At 64.3% G+C, this 19050-nt stretch carries 16 protein-coding genes and 1 tRNA gene; 9 read left to right on the forward strand and 8 right to left on the reverse strand.

Annotated features, from left to right (window positions below):
- The first annotated feature begins 123 nt into the window (after positions 1-123).
- The 5 genes from J2D77_RS00495 (at position 124) to J2D77_RS00515 (ending at position 5375) form a co-directional block, all read left to right on the forward strand.
- Positions 124-906, forward strand: coding sequence for a HesA/MoeB/ThiF family protein (locus J2D77_RS00495; RefSeq protein ID WP_207844050.1), 783 nt, complete (start codon positions 124-126; stop codon positions 904-906).
- Positions 896-1291 carry a DsrE family protein gene (locus J2D77_RS00500; RefSeq protein WP_207844052.1) on the forward strand — a complete coding sequence of 132 codons (396 nt, stop codon included), beginning with the start codon at positions 896-898 and terminating at the stop codon, positions 1289-1291. The genes J2D77_RS00495 and J2D77_RS00500 overlap by 11 nt, the downstream gene beginning before the upstream one ends.
- Positions 1292-1435: 144 nt before the next feature.
- Entirely contained in the window at positions 1436-2476 is a 1041-nt protein-coding gene (locus J2D77_RS00505; RefSeq protein WP_207844054.1) for an SH3 domain-containing protein, read from the forward strand.
- Positions 2477-2531: 55 nt separating this feature from the next.
- Positions 2532-4061 carry a pyruvate kinase gene (gene pyk, locus J2D77_RS00510; protein WP_207844057.1) on the forward strand — a complete coding sequence of 510 codons (1530 nt, stop codon included), beginning with the start codon at positions 2532-2534 and terminating at the stop codon, positions 4059-4061.
- 102 nt (positions 4062-4163) lie between these two features.
- The gene (locus J2D77_RS00515; RefSeq protein WP_207844059.1) at positions 4164-5375 is read left to right on the forward strand and encodes an SMP-30/gluconolactonase/LRE family protein; all 1212 of its coding nucleotides are present in this window, start codon (positions 4164-4166) and stop codon (positions 5373-5375) included.
- 156 nt (positions 5376-5531) lie between these two features.
- Here J2D77_RS00515 and J2D77_RS00520 read toward each other — a convergent pair whose 3' ends face one another.
- From J2D77_RS00520 to J2D77_RS00530, 3 genes are read right to left on the reverse strand one after another with little or no spacing between them, the layout of a single operon-like run.
- Positions 5532-5753, reverse strand: a complete 222-nt coding sequence (locus J2D77_RS00520; RefSeq protein ID WP_207844061.1) for a hypothetical protein — start codon at positions 5751-5753, stop codon at positions 5532-5534.
- Between the two features lie 27 nt (positions 5754-5780).
- Positions 5781-7679, reverse strand: a complete 1899-nt coding sequence (feoB, locus tag J2D77_RS00525; RefSeq protein WP_207844063.1) for a ferrous iron transporter B — start codon at positions 7677-7679, stop codon at positions 5781-5783.
- Positions 7680-7690: 11 nt separating this feature from the next.
- Positions 7691-7972 (reverse strand): FeoA family protein, encoded by a 282-nt coding sequence (locus tag J2D77_RS00530; protein ID WP_207844065.1) that lies wholly within the window; start codon positions 7970-7972, stop codon positions 7691-7693.
- A 327-nt stretch (positions 7973-8299) separates the two neighbouring features.
- On the opposite strand from J2D77_RS00530, the gene typA reads away from it, so the two are divergent.
- Together typA and J2D77_RS00540 are read left to right on the forward strand one after the other, a co-directional pair.
- A complete protein-coding gene (gene typA, locus J2D77_RS00535) occupies positions 8300-10117 on the forward strand; it encodes a translational GTPase TypA (protein ID WP_207844067.1) in 1818 nt (605 codons plus the stop codon).
- A 354-nt stretch (positions 10118-10471) separates the two neighbouring features.
- Positions 10472-10720, forward strand: coding sequence for a hypothetical protein (locus tag J2D77_RS00540; RefSeq protein WP_207845030.1), 249 nt, complete (start codon positions 10472-10474; stop codon positions 10718-10720).
- 209 nt (positions 10721-10929) lie between these two features.
- Here the strand turns inward: J2D77_RS00540 and J2D77_RS00545 are convergent, their stop codons facing one another.
- From J2D77_RS00545 to J2D77_RS00565, 5 genes are all read right to left on the reverse strand, one after another.
- Complete coding sequence (locus tag J2D77_RS00545; RefSeq protein WP_207844069.1) at positions 10930-12186, reverse strand: D-amino acid dehydrogenase; 1257 nt, start codon at positions 12184-12186, stop codon at positions 10930-10932.
- Between the two features lie 407 nt (positions 12187-12593).
- The gene (locus tag J2D77_RS00550) at positions 12594-13625 is read right to left on the reverse strand and encodes an NAD(P)/FAD-dependent oxidoreductase (RefSeq protein WP_207844070.1); all 1032 of its coding nucleotides are present in this window, start codon (positions 13623-13625) and stop codon (positions 12594-12596) included.
- Positions 13626-13949: 324 nt separating this feature from the next.
- Positions 13950-15170, reverse strand: a complete 1221-nt coding sequence (locus tag J2D77_RS00555; protein WP_207844072.1) for an NADP-dependent isocitrate dehydrogenase — start codon at positions 15168-15170, stop codon at positions 13950-13952.
- Positions 15171-15514: 344 nt separating this feature from the next.
- Positions 15515-15590: transfer RNA gene (locus tag J2D77_RS00560), tRNA-His, on the reverse strand.
- A 73-nt stretch (positions 15591-15663) separates the two neighbouring features.
- A complete protein-coding gene (locus J2D77_RS00565) occupies positions 15664-16842 on the reverse strand; it encodes an aminotransferase (RefSeq protein ID WP_207844074.1) in 1179 nt (392 codons plus the stop codon).
- A gap of 286 nt (positions 16843-17128) precedes the next feature.
- Between J2D77_RS00565 and J2D77_RS00570 the strand changes: the two genes are divergently transcribed.
- Together J2D77_RS00570 and glnA are read left to right on the forward strand one after the other, a co-directional pair.
- Entirely contained in the window at positions 17129-17467 is a 339-nt protein-coding gene (locus J2D77_RS00570) for a P-II family nitrogen regulator (protein WP_207844076.1), read from the forward strand.
- 104 nt (positions 17468-17571) lie between these two features.
- Positions 17572-19017: a type I glutamate--ammonia ligase gene (gene glnA, locus J2D77_RS00575; RefSeq protein ID WP_207844078.1), complete on the forward strand. Its 1446-nt coding sequence runs from the start codon at positions 17572-17574 to the stop codon at positions 19015-19017.
- Positions 19018-19050: the final 33 nt, after the last annotated feature.

Below are 19050 nucleotides of genomic sequence, written 5' to 3' on the forward strand. Positions count from 1 at the left end.
TTCACCTTGCAGGCGTGCGGGGCTACCCCAAGGCGATCGGCCCTGGCCGCGCGGGTGCTGACCTGTTGCGGTGCCCATGGCAGGCTCCCCCAGGGCAAGAGCCCGGCAGCAAGGACACGGCGTATGGATATTGATCTGTCCGAAGACGAAATTCAGCGTTATTCGCGCCATATCCTGCTGGGTGAAGTCGGCGGGACAGGGCAGATGGCGCTCAAGGGCGCATCGGTGCTGGTTGTCGGGGCCGGGGGGCTGGGCTCTCCCGTCGCCCTGTACCTGGCCGCAGCCGGCGTGGGCCGAATCGGCCTTGTGGATGACGACGTGGTGGAACTGTCCAACCTGCAACGCCAGGTGGTGCATGCCACGGCCTCCGTCGGGCAGAAGAAGGTCGCGTCTGCCCAGGCGCGGCTGGCCGCCCTCAATCCCGAAATCGTGGTGGAGGCGTGGGATACGCGCCTAGACGACAGCACGGCCCCGGACCTTGTCGCCCGTTACGATCTGGTCTGCGACGGCAGCGATAATTTCACCACCCGCTATGTTGTGAATGCCGCCTGCGCGCGGGCGGCCAGGCCGCTGGTTTCAGCGGCGGTGCAGCGTTTCGGCGGACAGCTTTCCACCTTCCGTCCCTGGCTGGGCGGGCCGTGTTACCATTGCCTCTACCCCGATCAGGGCGAAATAGACGCCCAAAGCTGCGGCAATACGGGCGTGCTGGGGGCGGTGACGGGTGTCATGGGCACCTTGCAGGCTACCGAGGCGATCAAGGAAATCACGGGTATCGGCCGGTCCATGCAGGGCAGGCTGCTGATGTGGGACGCCCTGCAAATGCGTTTTTCCGAAATTGCCCTGGCGCGCGATCCGTCATGTCCCGTCTGCGGGTCCCTTGCGCGGGAATGCGACGATGCAGGCTGATCTGCCCCCCCGCGGCCTGGCCCTTGTGGTGGTCGAAAACGGGTACGAACGCCTGCATGCAGCCTTCATGCTGGCGGCAACCGCTGCCGCCCTGGGGCAGGATGTCATTGTGTTTGGCATGGGCGCGGGTGTGGCCGCCTTCAGCCGGGACTGGGGCGGCGTTGCGGGCTTTGGGGAAGGGGAGGCCCAGCGGGCCCGCGCTGGTGTGGCGGGGCTGGCCGAACTGCGTGACGCGGTGGTGGAAATGGGGGCCTGCCTGATGGTGTGCGACTCCGGCATGAAGGCAGCCCGTCTGCACCCCGCAAGCCTGCTGGACGGGGTCGCCTGCGTGGGCCTGCCCAGTTTTATGGACCGCGCCGCCCATGCCCGCCAGTTGGTGTTCTAGGGGCCTATTGCGCGCCCGAGCACGGATTTTGTGCGGGTTTTTGCGCGGTCCCGGCACGCACGATGCCAGGGGGCGTGCGTTTTCCTTTATACAGCGTGGCAGAGCCTCTTGCTCCGCGCGCGCTCTCTTGGCAGGGATGCAGGCATGACGATCATTCGCTTTTCCCTGCTCGGGCGCATTGCCTCATCGCCGCTTCGGGTACCTGCCTGTGCGGCAGGTGTGGGGGTGCTGTTGTCCGGGGCCCCGGCCCTGGCCGCAACCACGACGACGGCCACCACAACATCGGCTACCACCGCCAAGCACAAGCACCATCACCACGCGCATGCGGCGGCTACATCCGCGGGGGCCAAGCCGGCGGCCGGTACGTCGGCCCATGCCAAGGCGGCTGCGGCGCGCAAGGCCAAGACCCATCCCGCGACAGGCGCGGCCCACAAGGCGGGTGCCCATAACGGTGCGCATAAAAAACATGCCCATGGCGTGGCCACGGCCCACCACCATGCGCCGGTTGCGACAGGGGCTGCGGCGGCGGGGGTTGCCGCAGCAGGTGCGGCCGCTGCCGCTGCCGCCCCCGCACCCGATGCGGCCCAGCCGCCGGTAGCCCAGCCCGACCTGTCCAAGGGCACGGTCACGGGCCTGCCCTTGCCGCGCTATGCTTCCCTGCGGGCGGATGAGGTGAATATGCGCGCGGGCCCCGGGCGGCGTTTTCCCATATTGTGGGTCTATCATCGGCGTGGCCTGCCCGTGCAGGTCGAGCGTGAGTTCGATGTCTGGCGCCTGGTGGAAGACCAGAGCGGGCAGAAAGGCTGGGTGCAGCAGGCGACACTGGCGGGCGGGCGCGATTTCCTGGTGCCGGGCGAACCACCGGGAAGTGACGCGCCCATACCCGTCAAGTCCGACCAGAACGGGGACAGGATCGGCGGGGCGGGGCATATGGACAGCCGCGAGGAAGGAACCGTCGCAACACCTGAAGAAGCAGCCAGGGTCAGCGGGGCCGTCATGCTGCGGGCCAGCGCGAGCAATGACAGTGCAATTGTCGCCGTGCTCAAGCCCGGTACGGTCGGCTCCATCAAGGAATGCCCGGCCGGGGCGGGCTGGTGCCGCGTGTCGGTGCGACAATATGGCGGCTGGGTACCCCGCCAGGCAATCTGGGGTGTGGACGCGCAGGAGACGATCGGCCCGTCATAGCGGGTCGGCATTCCCGGCCTCCCTCCCGGCCCGCATGTGGAGAAAGGACAGGATCATGCCAACCATCCCGCCACCGGTCGCCCCCACGCCGCAGGCCCGGCCCCCTGCCGGGCCGCCACCGCAAGTTCAGGCCTCCACCGCCCCGGACCCCGCCATTGCGCAGGGGGCCAGTTGCCGCACCAAGATCGTCGCGACCCTGGGCCCCGCTTCGTCGGATTACGACACCATCCGTGACCTTGCCCTTGCCGGGGCGGATGTGTTTCGCTTCAATTTCTCGCACGGGACGCATCAGGACCATGCCGCCCGCCATGCGCTGGTGCGGCGCATAGAGGCCGAACTGGGCCGCCCGATCGGTATTCTGGCCGACATGCAGGGCCCCAAGCTGCGGGTGGGTAATTTTGCCGGTGGCCGGGTCGTGCTTGTGCCCGGTGCGTCCTTCCGTCTCGACCTGTCGGACAGCCCGGGGGATGCCACGCGCGTCTGCCTGCCGCACCCCGAGATCATTGCCGTTGCAGTGCCGGGCAGCCGCCTTTTGATGGATGACGGCAAGCTGGCTGTGGTGGTGGAGGAAACCGGCCCCGGCTGGCTGCGCACGCGGGTGGAGGTCGGCGGCCCGCTATCGGACCACAAGGGCGTGAACGTGCCCGATGTCACCCTGCCCATTCCCGCCCTGACGGCAAAGGACAAGGCGGACCTTGCCTTCGCGCTGGAACTGGGGGTGGACTATATCGCCCTGTCCTTCGTGCAGAGGCCGCAGGACCTGATCGAGGCGCGTGCATTGATTGGCGAACGCGCGTCGCTGCTGGCCAAGCTGGAAAAACCCCAGGCGGTCGAAAACCTGGCCCCCATCCTGGAACTGGCCGATGCGGTGATGGTCGCGCGCGGCGATCTGGGCGTGGAACTCCCGCCCGAGAGTGTGCCGCTGATCCAGAAACGCATCATCCGCGAAGCCCGGCGCCTGGGCAAGCCCGTGGTGGTGGCCACCCAGATGCTCGAGAGCATGATCAACGCTCCCACCCCCACAAGGGCGGAGGCATCGGACGTGGCGACGGCCGTGTTCGACGGGGCCGATGCGGTGATGCTGTCCGCCGAATCCGCTGTGGGGCAATACCCGCGTGAGGCGGTGCGGATCATGAACCGTATCCTGTGGCGGGTGGAACAGGACGGGGGCTGGCGCGCGCAGATGGCCGCCGCCCGCCTTGCGCCGGAGGATTACGTGGCCGACGCCATTGCCAGCGCTGTCCAGCAGGTGGCCGATACGCTGCATGCCTGCGCCATCGTCGCCTACACGCACCGGGGGGCCACGGCCCTGCGCATTGCACGCGAACGGCCGGGTTGCCCGGTTCTGGGCGTGACCCCCATGTTGCAGGCGGCCCGCCGCCTTGCCCTTGTCTGGGGCGTGCAGGCCTGTCTCAGCCCGCCGCACACGGCCCACACCACGGTCGAAAGCATTGTGGAGGCTGCGCGCGACGTGGTGGCCCGCGCGGGCATGGGGGCTGTGGGCGATTCGGTCGTGGTCGCGGCGGGCATGCCTTTTGGCGTCAGCGGCTCGACCAATCTGCTCAGGGTGGTCACACTCAACTGAGGAAGGGTAGCCAGGGGGCGCGCTTTTCAGGTTATGAGAGTAGAGAGACGCACGAACCGGCCGAAACGGCTTTGATACGCAAGATGCAGGACAGGAGGCACAATGGCACAGGCTCGGCACAAGGGGCTGGACAGACGGAGTGTGCTCAAGGTGTTGTCGGGAGCGTCCGCCGGTCTGGTTCTTGGCGGTGCCGCGCGCGCGCCCACCGACCCCCAAACCGCCCGCCCGCCCGATGTCACCACCCTGCCCCCCCGCCAGTGGGGGCCGGATGCCCCGCCATCCTACACGCCCGACCCGGATGTGATCGCGGTGGATCGTTCCTTCCGCGACCTGCTTTACGGCGGGGCGGTCATCCAGCGTGTGTGGGACAAGGGCCTGTGGCTGGAAGGCCCGGCCTGGTCGGCGCAGGGGCGCTACCTTCTGTTCAGCGATATCGTGGCAAGCCGCCAATACCGTTACCTGTGGGAAACGGGGGAGGTCACGCTCTTCCGGCCGGAATCCTACAACGCCAACGGCAACACGTTCGATTATCAGGGCCGCCAGATTTCATGCGAGCATTTTCTGCGCCGGGTCATTCGCTGGGAACATGACGGCTCGGCCCGGGTCGTGGCCGAACATTATGACGGCCACCCGCTGAATTCCCCCAACGACGTGATCGCCCATCCCGATGGCAGCATCTGGTTCACCGATCCGGGATACGGCACCGGCCTTGCCGAAGGCCATACCGACATCCCCGGGGGCGAGGCCAATCCACGCGGGCGGCTGCGCTGGCAGGTCGGGCAGGAACTGGTGGGGGCCGTGGGTGGGGTGCGCCGCCAGTCCGACCATACGTTCCGTATCGACCCCACGGGCCGGATCGACGTGGTGCTGACACAGGAACAACTGCCCAACCCCAACGGGCTTTGCTTTTCGCCCGATTTTTCGCGGCTTTATGTGGTCTCCACCGGGCGGCAGGAAGGGGCTTACGGTCACGATGGCGACCTGGCCGTGCATGTCTTCGACCTGCACAAGGAAGAACTGCCTTTGTCCAACCCCAGGCTGTTCACCAACATGCGCTTCGAAGGGGTGCAGATGGGCCCGGACGGGCTGCGGGCGGATGTCTACGGCAATATCTGGTGCGGTGTCAGCGGCCCGCTGGGGCTGTGCGGCGTGTTCGTCTTCAACCCCGAAGGCCAGTTGATCGGGCGTATCCGCCTGCCCCAGGGTGTCTCCAACGTGACCTTTGGCGGCCCCAAGCGCGACTGGCTGTTCATGTGCGCGGGGCAGTCGCTCTATCGCCTTCAGGTAAACACGCAGGGTGCCGCCCCGGCATAATGCGAGTGCCGCAAGGCTTCACGGAGGCGCCGTGGTAGACGCAATATCACGCGCATATCCTGTCGGATCAGTCGGGCCTGTAGAAGGGGATGCGATGCGTCCCCCACCCTGCAGCTACGGGCTCTCTTGCCTTATAATAGGCACATCCCCACAGGGTCAGTGGCAGCCGCCACCCGTGCGATCGCAGCCATTGCACTGCCCGCAGCCGCTCTTGACCGGCAGGCGCCCGCGCTGTTCGCACTGCTCACGCCATGCGCCGGCGGGCAGCAGGCGTGCGCCCCCGCGCCATAATGGTGCGGTCAGGGCAGGGGCCAGCCGCTGGAGCCAGTACAGCAGGCAGAAAGCCAGAACAAGACAGACGACACTTACCTGAACCATGACACGGTCCTTTCAGACCGGCTTTACTCAGCCAGCCAGCATTCTTGTTATATGGTAGGTGATGAACGCCGCTCCATAGGCCATGGCGAAAAGATACAGGGCCGTTACCCACACCATCCGCCACGACGCGGTTTCGCGCCGGATCACGGCCAGGGTGGAAAAGCATTGCGGCGCGTAGACATACCACACCAGCAGCGACAACGCGGTCGCCAGGCTCCATTGGGAGGACAGGAGCGGCATCAGGCTGGCGGCGGTATCCGTATCGGCCGCACCCACCGAATACACCGTGCCCAAGGCGCTGACTGCCACCTCACGCGCCGCAAGGCCGGGAATAAGCGCCACGCAGATCTGCCAGTTGAAGCCGATCGGCTGGAACAAAGGCAGCATGAAATGCCCGATACGCCCGGCCAGGCTCCAGTCTATGGCGGGGCCAGTGGCCCCCGGCGGTGGTGCCGGGTAGGAGGATAGCGCCCACATGATGACGCTGAGCGTGACGATGATCCCCCCCACGCGGGAGAGGAAAATCCGCGCGCGCTGCCACAGTTCCTGCGCCAGGTTGCGCAGGCTGGGCATGCGGTAGTCGGGCAGTTCCAGCAGCAGGGGGTGTTCTTCCCGTTCGCCCGTTTTCAGCACACGCGCCACCACCAGCGCGCTGAGAATACCCAGCGCGTAAAGGGCGAACAGGACCAGCCCCTGCAGGTTGAACACGCCCAGCACCTGCCGGTGGGGAATGAACGCGCCGATCAGCAGCGCATAGACAGGCAGCCGGGCCGAACACGTCATGAGCGGGGCGATCAGGATGGTCACCATCCTGTCACGCGGGTTCTGGATCGTGCGCGTGGACATGATGCCCGGCACCGCGCAGGCAAAGCTGGACAGCAGCGGAATGAACGAACGCCCGCTCAGCCCGGCCGAGGCCATAAGGCGGTCCAGCATGAAGGCGGCACGCGGCAGGTAGCCCGATTCCTCCAGCGCCAGGATCCACAGGAACAGGATAAGGATCTGCGGCAGGAACACGATCACCGTTCCCGCCCCGGCAATAATACCGTCCACCGCAAGGCCGCGCAGCACGCCCTCGGGCAGGATGGAACCCACGAACGCGCCAAACCCGTCCATCAGGCTTTGCAACCCGTCCATGAACGGTTGCGCCCAGGAAAACACGGCCTGGAACATGATGAACAGCAGCACGAACAGGATCGCCATGCCCCACACAGGGTGCAGGACCCAGCGGTCAAGCACGTCTTCCAGCTTCTTGCGACCGGTGCGTGTGCGGGTGACGCAGCTATTCAGCAGGCGGTGCACTTCGGCGTGCAGGTCTGTCGTCGGGGGCAGGGGGGCGGGCGGGGTGGGCAGCGGCTGGTCGAGGGCTGCCAGCAGTTCGGCGGCCCCCCCACGCCGGGTGCCCACGGCGGTCACGATCGGCAGGCCAAGTTCGGCCCCCAGGCGCGGCACATCCACCGACAGCCCCTGGCGTTCCAGCGTGTCCACCATGTTCAGGACCACCAGCATGGGGCGGCCCAGTTGCTTGAGTTCAAGCACGAAGCGCAGGTGCAGGCGCAGGTTTGTCGCCGCGATCACGCATATCAGCAGGTCGGGGGCGGGCTCGCCCTTGTAGCGGCCCATGCATACGTCACGGGTTACGGCTTCGTCCGGGCTTGTGGCAGTCAGGCTGTAGGTGCCCGGCAGGTCGAGCACCTGCACCTTGCGCCCAGCCGGGGTGACAAGGCGGCCCGCCTTGCGTTCGACCGTCACCCCTGCGTAGTTGGCCACTTTCTGGCGGCTGCCGGTCAACTGGTTGAAAAGTGCCGTCTTGCCGCAGTTCGGGTTGCCCACCAGGGCCACGCGTAAGGGTGCGCCCGCCTGCCCGGTCGCGTCATTGTGTACGCCGTGCAAGGTGGTAACGCCCGCGGGGGGAGTGGCGGGCATGACCGTCATGCCTAGGCAGCCACCTCTAGCGGCGGGGTGGAGGGGGCAGGTGTCGCGCCTGCCTGGCGCAGCACGATCCGTTCGGCTTCCGCCCGGCGCAGGGCGAAACGGGTGAAGCCGATTTCCACAGCCATGGGGTCGTGCCCTACGGGGCCAAGGGCCACCACACGCACGGGCTCACCCGGCACAAAGCCCAGTTCGCTGAGCCTGCGCGCCACCATGTCCTGCGCCGAACGGGCCTGGACATGGTCGATCACACCGCTGTGCAGAAGGGGAAGGTTGGTAAGGAGCATGCTTCCTGTATCCTGCGCTCGGGCAGCGGGCTGGCCGGACAGCACGACCCTGACTGCCTTACTTGAGAATGATCCTTAATTCCGATTTCAGGATTTGTCCATTGCGCGATGCTCGGGGGTGGTAGGCGTTTATGCGTCACGCGCGCCGTGCCGCAGGCTGCCACCCGGCGGGGCTGGAGCCTCCCATGCCGGGGGAGATGAGAATTTTACGTGCATTCTCCCGCCGGGGCGGCTATCTGTGCGCCACGCAAACACCACAGCGACCCCTTGCCGCTCCTTCCTGGCAGAAGACGGTGGCCCGGCGCGCACGAAAAATCAGGTCTATTCATGGATATCCGCAATATAGCCATCATCGCCCACGTTGACCACGGCAAGACGACACTGGTTGATGAACTGCTCAAGCAGTCCGGCTCCTTCCGAGAAAACCAGGCCGTTGCCGAACGTGCGATGGACAGCAACGATCTGGAACGCGAGCGTGGCATTACCATTCTCGCCAAATGTACCTCCGTTGTATGGCAGAATACGCGTATCAACATCATCGACACGCCCGGACACGCCGATTTCGGCGGTGAGGTCGAACGTATCCTGAGCATGGTGGACGGCGCGATCGTGCTGGTGGACTCGGCCGAAGGTGCTCTGCCGCAGACCAAGTTCGTGGTCGGCAAGGCCCTTGCACGCGGTCTCAAGCCGATTGTGGTGGTGAACAAGATCGATCGTGGCGATGCCCGCCCCGACGAAGTGCATAACGAAATCTTCGACCTGTTCGCAGCCCTTGGCGCCAATGACGAACAGCTCGACTTTCCCATGCTGTTCGCATCAGGCCGCCAGGGCTGGGCGGATGAAACGCTGGACGGGGCCCGCAAGGACCTGAGCCCGATGTTCGACCTGATCCTGCGCCATGTGCCCGCCCCGGTGCTGGACAAGGAAAAGCCGTTCGCCATGACGGCCACCATCCTGGAAAGCGACAACTTTCTGGGTCGCGTGCTGACCGGTCGTGTGGAACAGGGCCGCGCGCGCGTGAACATGCCGGTCAAGGTGCTGCGCGCCGATGGTTCCGTGGTGGAAACCGGGCGCCTGACCAAGCTTCTGTCCTTCCGCGGGCTTGACCGCGTGGCGGTCGAGGAAGTGGAAGCAGGCGATATCGTGGCCGTGGCCGGTCTGTCCCAGGCCACCATTCCCGACACCATTGCCGCCCCCGAGCAGGACGCGCCCCTGGTCGCCATTCCGGTTGACCCGCCGACCCTGTCCATGACCTTCCGCCTGAACGATGGCCCGCTGGGTGGCCGCGAAGGCAAGAAGGTGACATCGCGCCAGATCCGTGACCGCCTGTTCAAGGAAACGGAAAGCAACATCGCCATCCGCGTGACCGACAGCCCTGAAAGCGAGGCGTTCGAGGTGGCGGGGCGCGGCGAACTCCAGCTTGGCGTGCTGATCGAGACCATGCGGCGCGAAGGCTTCGAACTGACCATCGGCCGTCCGCGCGTCCTGTTCCGCAATAACGAGGAAACGGGCGAGCGCGAGGAACCGTACGAAGAAGTCACGATCGACGTGGATGAGCCCTATTCGGGCGTCGTGGTCGAGAAAATGTCCATGCGCAAGGGGCAGATGCAGGATATGCGTCCCTCCGGCGGGGACAAGGTGCGCCTGATGTTCACCATCCCCTCACGCGGGTTGATCGGCTATCACGGCGAATTCCTGACCGATACGCGCGGCACCGGTATCATGAACCGCCTGTTCTCCCATTACGGGCCTTATGCGGGTCCGGTGGAAGGGCGCCGCAACGGGTCGCTGATTTCGGCCGAAGACGGCACCACCACCCAGTATTCCCTGTTCTCGTTGCAGGATCGCGGCACGCTGTTCGTGGATGCGGGTGAAACGGTGTACCAGGGCATGATCATTGGCGAGCATTCGCGTGAGAACGACCTGGAAGTGAACCCGATTCGTGAAAAGAAGCTCACGAACATGCGCGCTTCCGGCAAGGACGAAGCCCTGCTGCTGACCCCGCCGCGCCGTATGTCGCTCGAACAGGCCATTGCCTATATCGAGGACGATGAACTGGTGGAAGTCACCCCCTCCGCCATTCGCCTGCGCAAGCGTTACCTGGACCCCCACGAACGCAAGAAGCGCTCCAAGACCGAAGGCTAAAGCCTTCCCGGCCCATCCCCGGTTTCATATCGGGGGTGGGTTGTGTCCGCATTGTGGCTGCGGCCCCTGTTTTTTTCAGGGCGCACGCAACGCGGATCGCCCCCTTGGCACAGCCCGATACCAGCAAAACCGCCCCTGCCACGGGGCGGTTTTGTTTTGCGCCCAGAGCTTTGTGGCCACAATAGGGCGAGTCTGGGCCGTAGGTGAGAAAGGGTGCTCTATAGATAAAATTTTAAGTCAAGACGGCATGTTAGGGCCATGGTAAAGACTATTCATAACCGGCGGAAACCATTTGCTGCCGCATGTAGCGGATAGAGACAGGTGTTCGGCACCGGTTTTATTGGAGATATGGATATGAATTCTCGTCACCTGCTTGCCGCTCTGTCCACTGTTGCCCTGCTGGGCGCTGCTGTCCCGTCCTTCGCGCAGGAAACGGCGGCGCCGGCCGCCCCCACCGCGCCGAGCGCACCTGCTGCCCCCACCGCACCGCAGGCGCCCAGCGCTTCAAGCGAAAAGGCAGCCGCCAAGCATCACACCAAGCATAGCAAGCACACCAAGAAAAGCACGGAAGAGGCAGCGCCTGCGACTGGCTCTGGCCAGTAATCGGCCAGCGGCTTCACCCCGCATCGGGGTGACGCATCATGTGTCGGATAAGTGTGTACTACAAAGGGGCCGGGCGATTTCGTCTGGCCCTTTTTTGTTGGAAGGGGCGCGGCCCTGACTGCTCGACTACGGGCAGGAAGGCCAGCCTTCGGGGCCGGTAGCAGGGGGGGCATAGCGGTGGGGCCCGGGTAGCGGGCAGGCGGGTTTTGTCAGGCGTAGCGGCTCAGCGGCAGGTCCAGGGCCGGGATATCGGGCTTCCTGCCTGCGATCAGGTCGGCAATCAGCTGGCCCGAGGCACAGGCCGTGCTCCAGCCGAAGCCCCCATGCCCGGTATTGAGCCACAGATTGCCAAATCCCCCCGCCGGGCCAATGACCGGTGCGCCATCGGGCGTGCAGGGGCGTAGCCCGCTCCAATAGGTGGCGGCAGCCAGGTCGCCCCCGCCGAACAGTTCCGAAAAAGACAATTCAAGCACTGTGCGCCGCCTGGGGTTCAGCCTGAGGTTATAGCCGGCCATCTCGACCCCACCCGCCACGCGAATGCGCCCGCCCAGCCGGGTGATGGAAACGCCATTGGCGCTATCGGTCACGGTGGCCAGCGGGGCGTGGCTTTCATCCGTCAAAGGCAGGGTGAGCGAATAGCCCTTGACCGGGTAGACCGGCAGGCGAAGGCCCAGGGGCCGCAGCAGAAGCGGGCTGTAGCTGCCCATGGCCACCACGTAGGCGTCTGCCCGCATATGCCCGGCATCGGTGCGCACGGACATGATCCGGTCTGTCGCGGCGTCCAGCCCTTCCACTGCGGTGTCGAACATGAAACGCACCCCACTGGCCTGGGCCATGCGCGCAAGCCGTGCGGTAAAGACGGACGCATCCCCCGACTGGTCATCGGGCAGGAAAACGCCCCCTTTCAGCAAGGCGGCGGCATGGGCCAGACCCGGCTCGTGTTCCAGAACTTCGTCCATGTCCAGCAGGCGTACGGCCGTGCCGTTATCGGCCAGCTTGCGCAGCATGGGCTGGACCCGCGCCATCTGCCGTTCGGTACGGAAAAGCTGGATATGCCCGCTTTGGCGGTCGTCATAGGTTATGCCCGTCTCGTCGCGCAGCGTATCGAGACAGTGGCGATTATACGCCCCCAGCCGCGCCAGCCGTGCCAGTGTCACCGCATGGGCGTGGGCGCTCCGGCCCTTCATCGCCATAAGCGACCAGCGCAGCAGGGCGGGGTCCATGCCCCTGCCCATGGCAAGGGCAGTACGAGCGGGGTGCAGCAGCCAGTCCAGCGGCTGGCGCGGCGGCCCGCCCACACCACCCCACGCGCCGATACTGGCGAAAATCTGCCCCCCCGGCGCGCGTGAGGTTTCCATGGCGGGGGCGGGCTGGCGGTCGATCACGGTGACCTCGTGCCCCAGCCTGGCCAGATACCACGCGGACGTCACCCCGATGACCCCGGCCCCAAGAACGATGACTTGCACGGTTTCATCCTTAAGAGAGGATGGACAAACTCTGTTGCGATCCTAGCGCGCTGTGCCCCTGCTCTCAAACCCTGTTGCCGCCTGGGTTGCACAGGCCGCATTGCCCAACCGCCCCGCGCGGGTTCCAAGGCGAGCCACCGAGCCACCGAGCCACCGAGCCACCGAGCCACCGAGCCACCGAGCCCAACAGGCCGCCAGGGGTGCGCGCAGACCCCACAGCCCATACCGGATCACGCCAGTCCAACACGCCCGGCAGCCACGCGAGATTCTAGGCTGGTGATGAACGGGGCTTTACAGGGGCAGCGGAGAAGGCATGACGGTTCAAGCAGGGAGCCGATCACAGCGGGGGCATGCGGGTAGGGGCTGTAACACGCTTGCGATAAGCCCATATCCATTGCGCCTGCCTGTCAGGCTGCGGGAACGCCCTTGCTGGTCGAGTATTCGAAATGCAGCGCCTGCTCGGGGTGTACGATCGGATACAGGGCGTGCGCTGCAACGGCCGCTTCGCTGAACCCTTGCAGGATGAGCTTGAGCTTGCCGGGGTAGCTGGCCACGTCACCAATGGCGAACACGCCGGGCAGGCTGGTCTCGCAGGTGGAAGGGGTTACGGGAATGGTCGCGCGCGCCGTATCCATGCCCCAGCGCGCCACCGGCCCCAGATCCGTTGCCAGCCCGAAGAACGGCAGCAGCACGTCGGCTTCCAGAACGCGGGTGTTGCCGTCCATGTCGATGACTTCTACCCCCTCAAGCGCACCGCCGGTCCCATGCAGGCCATGAAGCTGATAGGGGACGATCTTTTCGATCAGTCCCTGGCTTACCGCTTCTTCCAACTGGCGCAGGCTTTCCGGTGCGCCGCGGAAACGGTCGCGCCGATGCACCAGGTACAGCCTGGCCGCCATATCCTTGAGGGCAAGCGCCCAGTCGAGCGCGGAATCGCCCCCCCCGGCGATCACGATCCGGCGGTTTTCGAACTCCGCCTTGCGTCGCACGTAATACTGGACCGCACCGCTATCCTCATAAGCGCCCAGCCCGTCCAGCGGCGGGCGGTTGGGGCCGAACGCACCGGCCCCCGCGGCGATAATGACGGCCTTGGCCTGCAGGCTCACCTGGGCCGCGGCACCATGCGTCATGCCAAGGGTGAAGGCGCCGCGTTGGCCGCTCAGGCTGTCCACCCGGTGCTTGAGCAGGCGGGGCACATGAAAGGGGGCGATCTGCGCTTCCAGGTTGGCAATAAGCTGCGCGCCTTCCACCGCCGGGCAGGCAGGAATATCGTAGATCGGCTTTTCGGGATACAGCGCGGTGCATTGCCCCCCTGTTTCGGGCAGCACGTCGATCAGCACGCAGCGCAGGCGCAGCATCGCGCATTGGAACGCGGCGAACAGCCCTGTCGGGCCAGCGCCGATAATGGCCACATCGGTTTCGGTAGGCGTGGTGGTCATGCGCGGTATCCTGCTGTCTTGCTCTGCTGCGGGGATTAAAGCGAAGTCACGCCCCAACGCAAGGCCCCACGCAGGGGCGGCATGCTCCAGCCCATGGAAAGACCGCAAGGCAAGGGCGCGCAAAGCCGAGCGCGAGGAGCCCCACCCGGCCCTCCGCCGCCAGCTTTTGAAACAGCCACTTAAAAAAGTGGGCAGGCAGGCGCAACCGGGGTCGGGTGGTGGTGTTATTAAAGCAAAAACGCCTGCGGCCATGGTACTGGTAACAGTACCGGGCCGCAGGCGAATTTGTCGTTCAGCGCTGGATCAGGCGGGATGGGCCCCGGTTCAGCCCTGGGCGAGCGCCTTTTTCAGCCCCGCATCCAGCACGTCCAGGAACGGCTGGGTGTCGAGCCATTTGGCGTCCTTGCCCACCAGAATGGCCAGGTCCTTGGTCATCTGCCCGCCTTCGACGGTTTCGATGCAGACTTTTTCCAGTGTTTCCGCAAAATGCACGACATCGGGCGTGTCATCGAAGCGGCCACGATAGGCCAGGCCACGCGTCCATGCGAAAATGGAGGCGATGGGGTTGGTGCTGGTCGGCTTGCCCTTCTGGTGTTCGCGGTAATGGCGTGTCACCGTGCCGTGGGCGGCTTCCGCCTCCACCACGTCGCCCGTGGGGTTGAGCAGGACCGATGTCATCAGCCCCAGGCTGCCGAAGCCCTGGGCCACGATATCGCTCTGCACGTCGCCATCGTAGTTCTTGCAGGCCCAGACATAGCCGCCCTGCCACTTGAGCGCGCAGGCCACCATGTCATCGATCAGGCGGTGTTCGTAGGTCAGGCCCAGTTTTTCGAACTCGGCCTTGAATTCCTTGTCGTACACTTCCTGGAACACGTCCTTGAACATGCCGTCATAGGCCTTGAGGATCGTGTTCTTGGTGGACAGATAGACCGGCAGCTTGCGATCCCGCCCGTAGGAGAGGGACGCCCGGGCAAAGCCTTCGATCGAGGCGCGGGTATTGTGCATGCCAAGGGCCACGCCGGGGCCTTTGAAGTCATGCACGTCCAGCACCATGGGTTCGCCGCCGCCTTCGGGCACGAAGTTCAGCGTCACCTTGCCCGGACCGGGGATCTTGGTTTCCGCCGCGCGGTAGATGTCGCCGTACGCATGGCGGCCGATCACGATGGGCTTGGTCCAGTGCGGCACAAGGCGCGGCACGTTCGAGCAGATGATGGGCTCACGGAAAATGGTGCCATCGAGGATGTTGCGGATGGTGCCGTTGGGCGAACGCCACATCTTCTTCAGCCCGAATTCGCTCACGCGGGCTTCGTCCGGGGTGATGGTGGCGCATTTCACGCCCACGCCATAGCGCTTGGTGGCTTCCGCCGCGTCAATGGTAACCTGGTCGTTCGTGGCATCACGATGTTCGATGCCCAGGTCAAAATACTTCAGGTCAATATCCAGGTAGGGAAGGATAAGACGCTCACGGATAAAGTGCCAGATGATACGGGTCATTTCATCCCCGTCCATTTCCACAACCGGGTTTTTGACCTTGATTTTAGCCATGATACTGTATCCGTCTCCGACGAGTTTTATTATTCCTTCGGTGCAGGGACATGCCTGCGCCCATGCACCTGTGGGGTTGGGGACCATAGACCAGCATGGCCGACCAGGCTCCTCACAATCAGGACAGGGAGGGGTGTAAGGGCAGGAATGTGCGTGAGAAAATAAATTAAATCATTGATTTAAAATGTATTTTTCTTGTTATCACAAAGTGGTCAGCTTTGTTAGGGCACAGGGCACAGGGCACAGGGCACAGGGCACAGGGCACAGGGCACAGGGCAATGGCCCTGGGGCGCCGGCTGGCGCAAAGGGCTTTATAAAAATGGATTTTCAAAGGAAATATATGCTGGGGCGAACGACGGGGCTCGAACCCGCGACCACCGGTACCACAAACCGGCGCTCTACCAGCTGAGCTACGTCCGCCGCACAGCAAGCGGACGTTTAGAGAAAAGAGCCTGGGCCGTCAATCGGCAGATGGATTTTTCATGCAGAAAAATCATGTCCGCGCGTTTTTCCACGCCTTGATCCGCAGCACGGCCTCGATCAGGATTTCCTCGCGTTTGCAAAAGGCAAAACGGATCAGGTTGCGCGGTGGCTCGCCGCTTTGCGCGTCATAAAAGGCCGAGGCCGGAATGGTGGTCACGCGGGCCTGCTCGCTGAGCATGCGCGAGAACGCCACGTCATCCATCCCGCCGGCCACGGGGGTGATGTCCGCCATGACAAAGTAGCTGCCCTGGCTGGGCAGGACGCCAAAGCCTGCCTCCGCCAACCCGGCGGACAGGATCTGGCGCTTGCGGCCCATGTCGCGCGCCAGTTCGGTAAAGTAGTCCGTATCCTTGTTCAGCCCGAAGGCCACGGCGCGTTGCAGGTTGGGCGGGGTCGCGAACACCAGGTTCTGGTGTGCCTTGGCCACCACGCCGGCCAGTGGCGCGGCCGCCACGACGTAGCCCACCTTCCACCCCGTCAGCGAAAAGCTCTTGCCCGCGCTGCCAATGCGCAGGCAGCGCTCGCGCATGTCGGGCAGCGTCATCAGGGAAACATGGGCGGCGTTGTCGAACACCAGATGTTCGTACACCTCGTCGCAGATGGCGTAGCTGTCGTGGCGGCGCATGAGATCGGCGATAAACGCCAGTTCATCGGGGGTGAACACCTTGCCCGTGGGGTTCATGGGCGTGTTCAGCACAATGGCTTTGGTCCGATCCGAAAACGCCTGCTCCAGGGCCGCGCGGGGGAGGGCCCAGTCAGGCGCTTCCAGCCGGACAAGGCGGGGTATGCCACCAAGCTGGCGGATGACGGGCAGGTACGTATCATAAAGGGGTTCGATCAGGACAACCTCGTCCCCCGGTTCGATCAGGGCGCAGAAGGCTGCTGCCAGCGCTTCCGTCGCCCCCGATGTCACCACGACTTCCGAATCGGCGCACACCATCAGGCCCTGGAAGCGCTTGCTGGCATCGGCCACCGCCTGGCGCAGTTCGGGCAGGCCGGTCAGCGGCGCGTACTGGTTGCGCCCGTCCAGCAGCGCGTCTGCTGCAAGCTGGACCATGTCCTGCGGGCCCTGCGTATCGGGAAAGCCCTGGCCGAGATTGATGGCGTCATGCTGGCGCGCAAGGTCGGACATGGTGGTGAAAATGGTGACGGGCAGGTTTGCGAAAGTGGGGTTAAGGGGTTTCGTCACAATAAAATTTCCTTACTCGCCCTATGTGCTGACTGGTCGGGGGAAAGCACAATGCAGCGAAATCGCGGGGGCTGGAATGGCCATTTTGCAAGGGGTTGTCGCGGGCTGGGTTCCTGGGGGTATCCGTGCGCGGGTTCGATACAAATTCGTGTCTATCCGATTGCCCATAAAGGCAAGGCGTGCAAGTGTGCGGCTATTCCGGCCGCGCGCCCCTGACAGGGTGCCAGGCGGGGAAAAGGGACAGGCCCGCATGGCGGGCGCAGCAATGGTGTATTGACGACGCGAGATGAAGAAAATCGAGGCCATTATCAAGCCCTTCAAGCTCGATGAAGTGAAGGAAGCGCTGCATGAACTCGGGCTCCAGGGCATTACCGTCATCGAGGCCAAGGGTTTCGGTCGGCAGAAGGGCCATACGGAGCTTTATCGTGGCGCGGAATACATCGTTGATTTTTTGCCCAAAATGAAAATTGAGGTAGTCTGCCCGACACCCATGGTGGAACGTGCTGTCGAGGCGATTTCCGCCGCGGCGCGGACCGGGCGGATCGGGGATGGCAAGATTTTCGTGATTCCGGTGGATGACGTGATCCGAATCCGCACGGGAGAACGGGGGGAAGACGCGATCTGATCCCCTCCGGCCGCCCGGGGGGCCTAGGCGCGGACTTGTAAGTATGACGACACAGCGCGTTTCGCAGGGTGCGGCGCGTGGATTGGCTTGTAGGTGAAGAGATTATGGTAAAGAAAACAGCTTCGGCGGGGGACAGCAAGGCTGCCGCGATCGCCAAGGTTTTTGACCTGATTCAGGAACATTCGGTCGAACTGGTGGACCTGCGCTTTACGGACCCCCGCGGCAAGTGGCATCACACGTGCCAGCACGTGAGCACTGTTGAGGAAGACAGCTTCACCGATGGCTTCATGTTCGATGGGTCTTCCATCGGCGGCTGGAAGGCCATCAATGAAAGCGACATGGTGCTGCTGCCCGACCCGACATCGGCCGTGATGGACCCGTTCTCGGCCCGTCCGCAGCTGATCCTGTTCTGCGACATCATCGAACCGTCCACCGGGCAGCCCTATAACCGCGACCCGCGCTCCACCGCCAAGCTGGCCGAGCAGTACCTGAAGTCCTCCGGCCTGGGTGACACGGCCTTCTTCGGTCCTGAAGCCGAGTTCTTCATTTTCGACAATGTCCAGTTCGGTACCGGCCCCAACTACGGCAAGTTCCAGCTCGACAGCATCGAAGGCCCCGACGCCTCGCTCAAGGACTTCCCCGAAGGGAACATGGGCCATCGTCCGGGTGTGAAGGGTGGGTATTTCCCCGTCGCCCCCGTGGACAGCGAAAGCGACCTGCGCGCCGAAATGCTGGCCACCATGGGTGAAATGGGCCTGGCCATCGAAAAGCACCACCACGAAGTGGCGCAGTCCCAGCACGAACTGGGCACCAAGTTCGAAACGCTGGTGCGTTCGGCCGACTTCATGCAGATCTACAAATACTGCGTGCACAATGTCGCCCATTCCTACGGCAAGACGGCAACCTTCATGCCCAAGCCGATCTATGGCGACAACGGTTCGGGCATGCATGTCCACCAGTCCATCTGGAAGGACGGCAAGCCCACCTTCGCAGGCAACGGCTATGCCGACCTGTCCGATACGGCGCTGTATTACATTGGCGGTATCATCAAGCACGCCAAGGCGCTGAACGCGTTTACCAACCCGTCCACCAATTCCTACAAGCGGCTGATCCCGGGTTTTGAAGCGCCGGTGCTGCTGGCCTATTCCGCCCGCAACCGTTCCGCGTCGTGCCGTATTCCCTACGCCACCAGCCCCAAGGCCAAGCGCGTGGAAGTGCGTTTCCCCGACCCGACGGCCAACCCCTACCTGGCTTTTGCCGCCATGCTCATGGCCGGCCTGGACGGGATCAAGAACAAGATCCACCCGGGCGATGCCATGGACAAGGATCTGTACGACCTGCCGCCCGAAGAACTCAAGCAGATCCCGACCGTCTGCGGCTCCCTGCGTGAAGCGCTGGAAGCCCTGGCCGCCGATCATGAGTTCCTGCTGGCTGGCGGTGTGTTCACCAAGGACCAGATCGAAAGCTACATCACCCTGAAATGGGACGACGTGTATCGCTTCGAACACACGCCGCACCCCATCGAGTTCGAGATGTACTACTCCGTCTAAGGACGGACCGGGCCTGCGGGCTTTCCCTGGGGA

The sequence above is a fragment of the Acetobacter garciniae genome (genome assembly GCF_017377735.1).
Taxonomy (GTDB): domain Bacteria; phylum Pseudomonadota; class Alphaproteobacteria; order Acetobacterales; family Acetobacteraceae; genus Acetobacter; species Acetobacter garciniae.

What these genes read in the sequence shown, in the direction of transcription:
- J2D77_RS00570 (WP_207844076.1), top strand. Translation starts at nt 17,129, where the DNA reads ATGAAGAAAATCGAGGCCATTATCAAGCCCTTCAAGCTCGATGAAGTG.
- pyk (WP_207844057.1), top strand. Translation starts at nt 2,532, where the DNA reads ATGCCAACCATCCCGCCACCGGTCGCCCCCACGCCGCAGGCCCGGCCC.
- J2D77_RS00530 (WP_207844065.1), bottom strand. Translation starts at nt 7,972, where the DNA reads ATGCTCCTTACCAACCTTCCCCTTCTGCACAGCGGTGTGATCGACCAT.
- J2D77_RS00555 (WP_207844072.1), bottom strand. Translation starts at nt 15,170, where the DNA reads ATGGCTAAAATCAAGGTCAAAAACCCGGTTGTGGAAATGGACGGGGAT.
- feoB (WP_207844063.1), bottom strand. Translation starts at nt 7,679, where the DNA reads ATGCCCGCCACTCCCCCCGCGGGCGTTACCACCTTGCACGGCGTACAC.
- J2D77_RS00520 (WP_207844061.1), bottom strand. Translation starts at nt 5,753, where the DNA reads ATGGTTCAGGTAAGTGTCGTCTGTCTTGTTCTGGCTTTCTGCCTGCTG.
- J2D77_RS00515 (WP_207844059.1), top strand. Translation starts at nt 4,164, where the DNA reads ATGGCACAGGCTCGGCACAAGGGGCTGGACAGACGGAGTGTGCTCAAG.
- J2D77_RS00495 (WP_207844050.1), top strand. Translation starts at nt 124, where the DNA reads ATGGATATTGATCTGTCCGAAGACGAAATTCAGCGTTATTCGCGCCAT.
- J2D77_RS00500 (WP_207844052.1), top strand. Translation starts at nt 896, where the DNA reads ATGCAGGCTGATCTGCCCCCCCGCGGCCTGGCCCTTGTGGTGGTCGAA.
- typA (WP_207844067.1), top strand. Translation starts at nt 8,300, where the DNA reads ATGGATATCCGCAATATAGCCATCATCGCCCACGTTGACCACGGCAAG.
- J2D77_RS00550 (WP_207844070.1), bottom strand. Translation starts at nt 13,625, where the DNA reads ATGACCACCACGCCTACCGAAACCGATGTGGCCATTATCGGCGCTGGC.
- J2D77_RS00540 (WP_207845030.1), top strand. Translation starts at nt 10,472, where the DNA reads ATGAATTCTCGTCACCTGCTTGCCGCTCTGTCCACTGTTGCCCTGCTG.
- glnA (WP_207844078.1), top strand. Translation starts at nt 17,572, where the DNA reads ATGGTAAAGAAAACAGCTTCGGCGGGGGACAGCAAGGCTGCCGCGATC.
- J2D77_RS00505 (WP_207844054.1), top strand. Translation starts at nt 1,436, where the DNA reads ATGACGATCATTCGCTTTTCCCTGCTCGGGCGCATTGCCTCATCGCCG.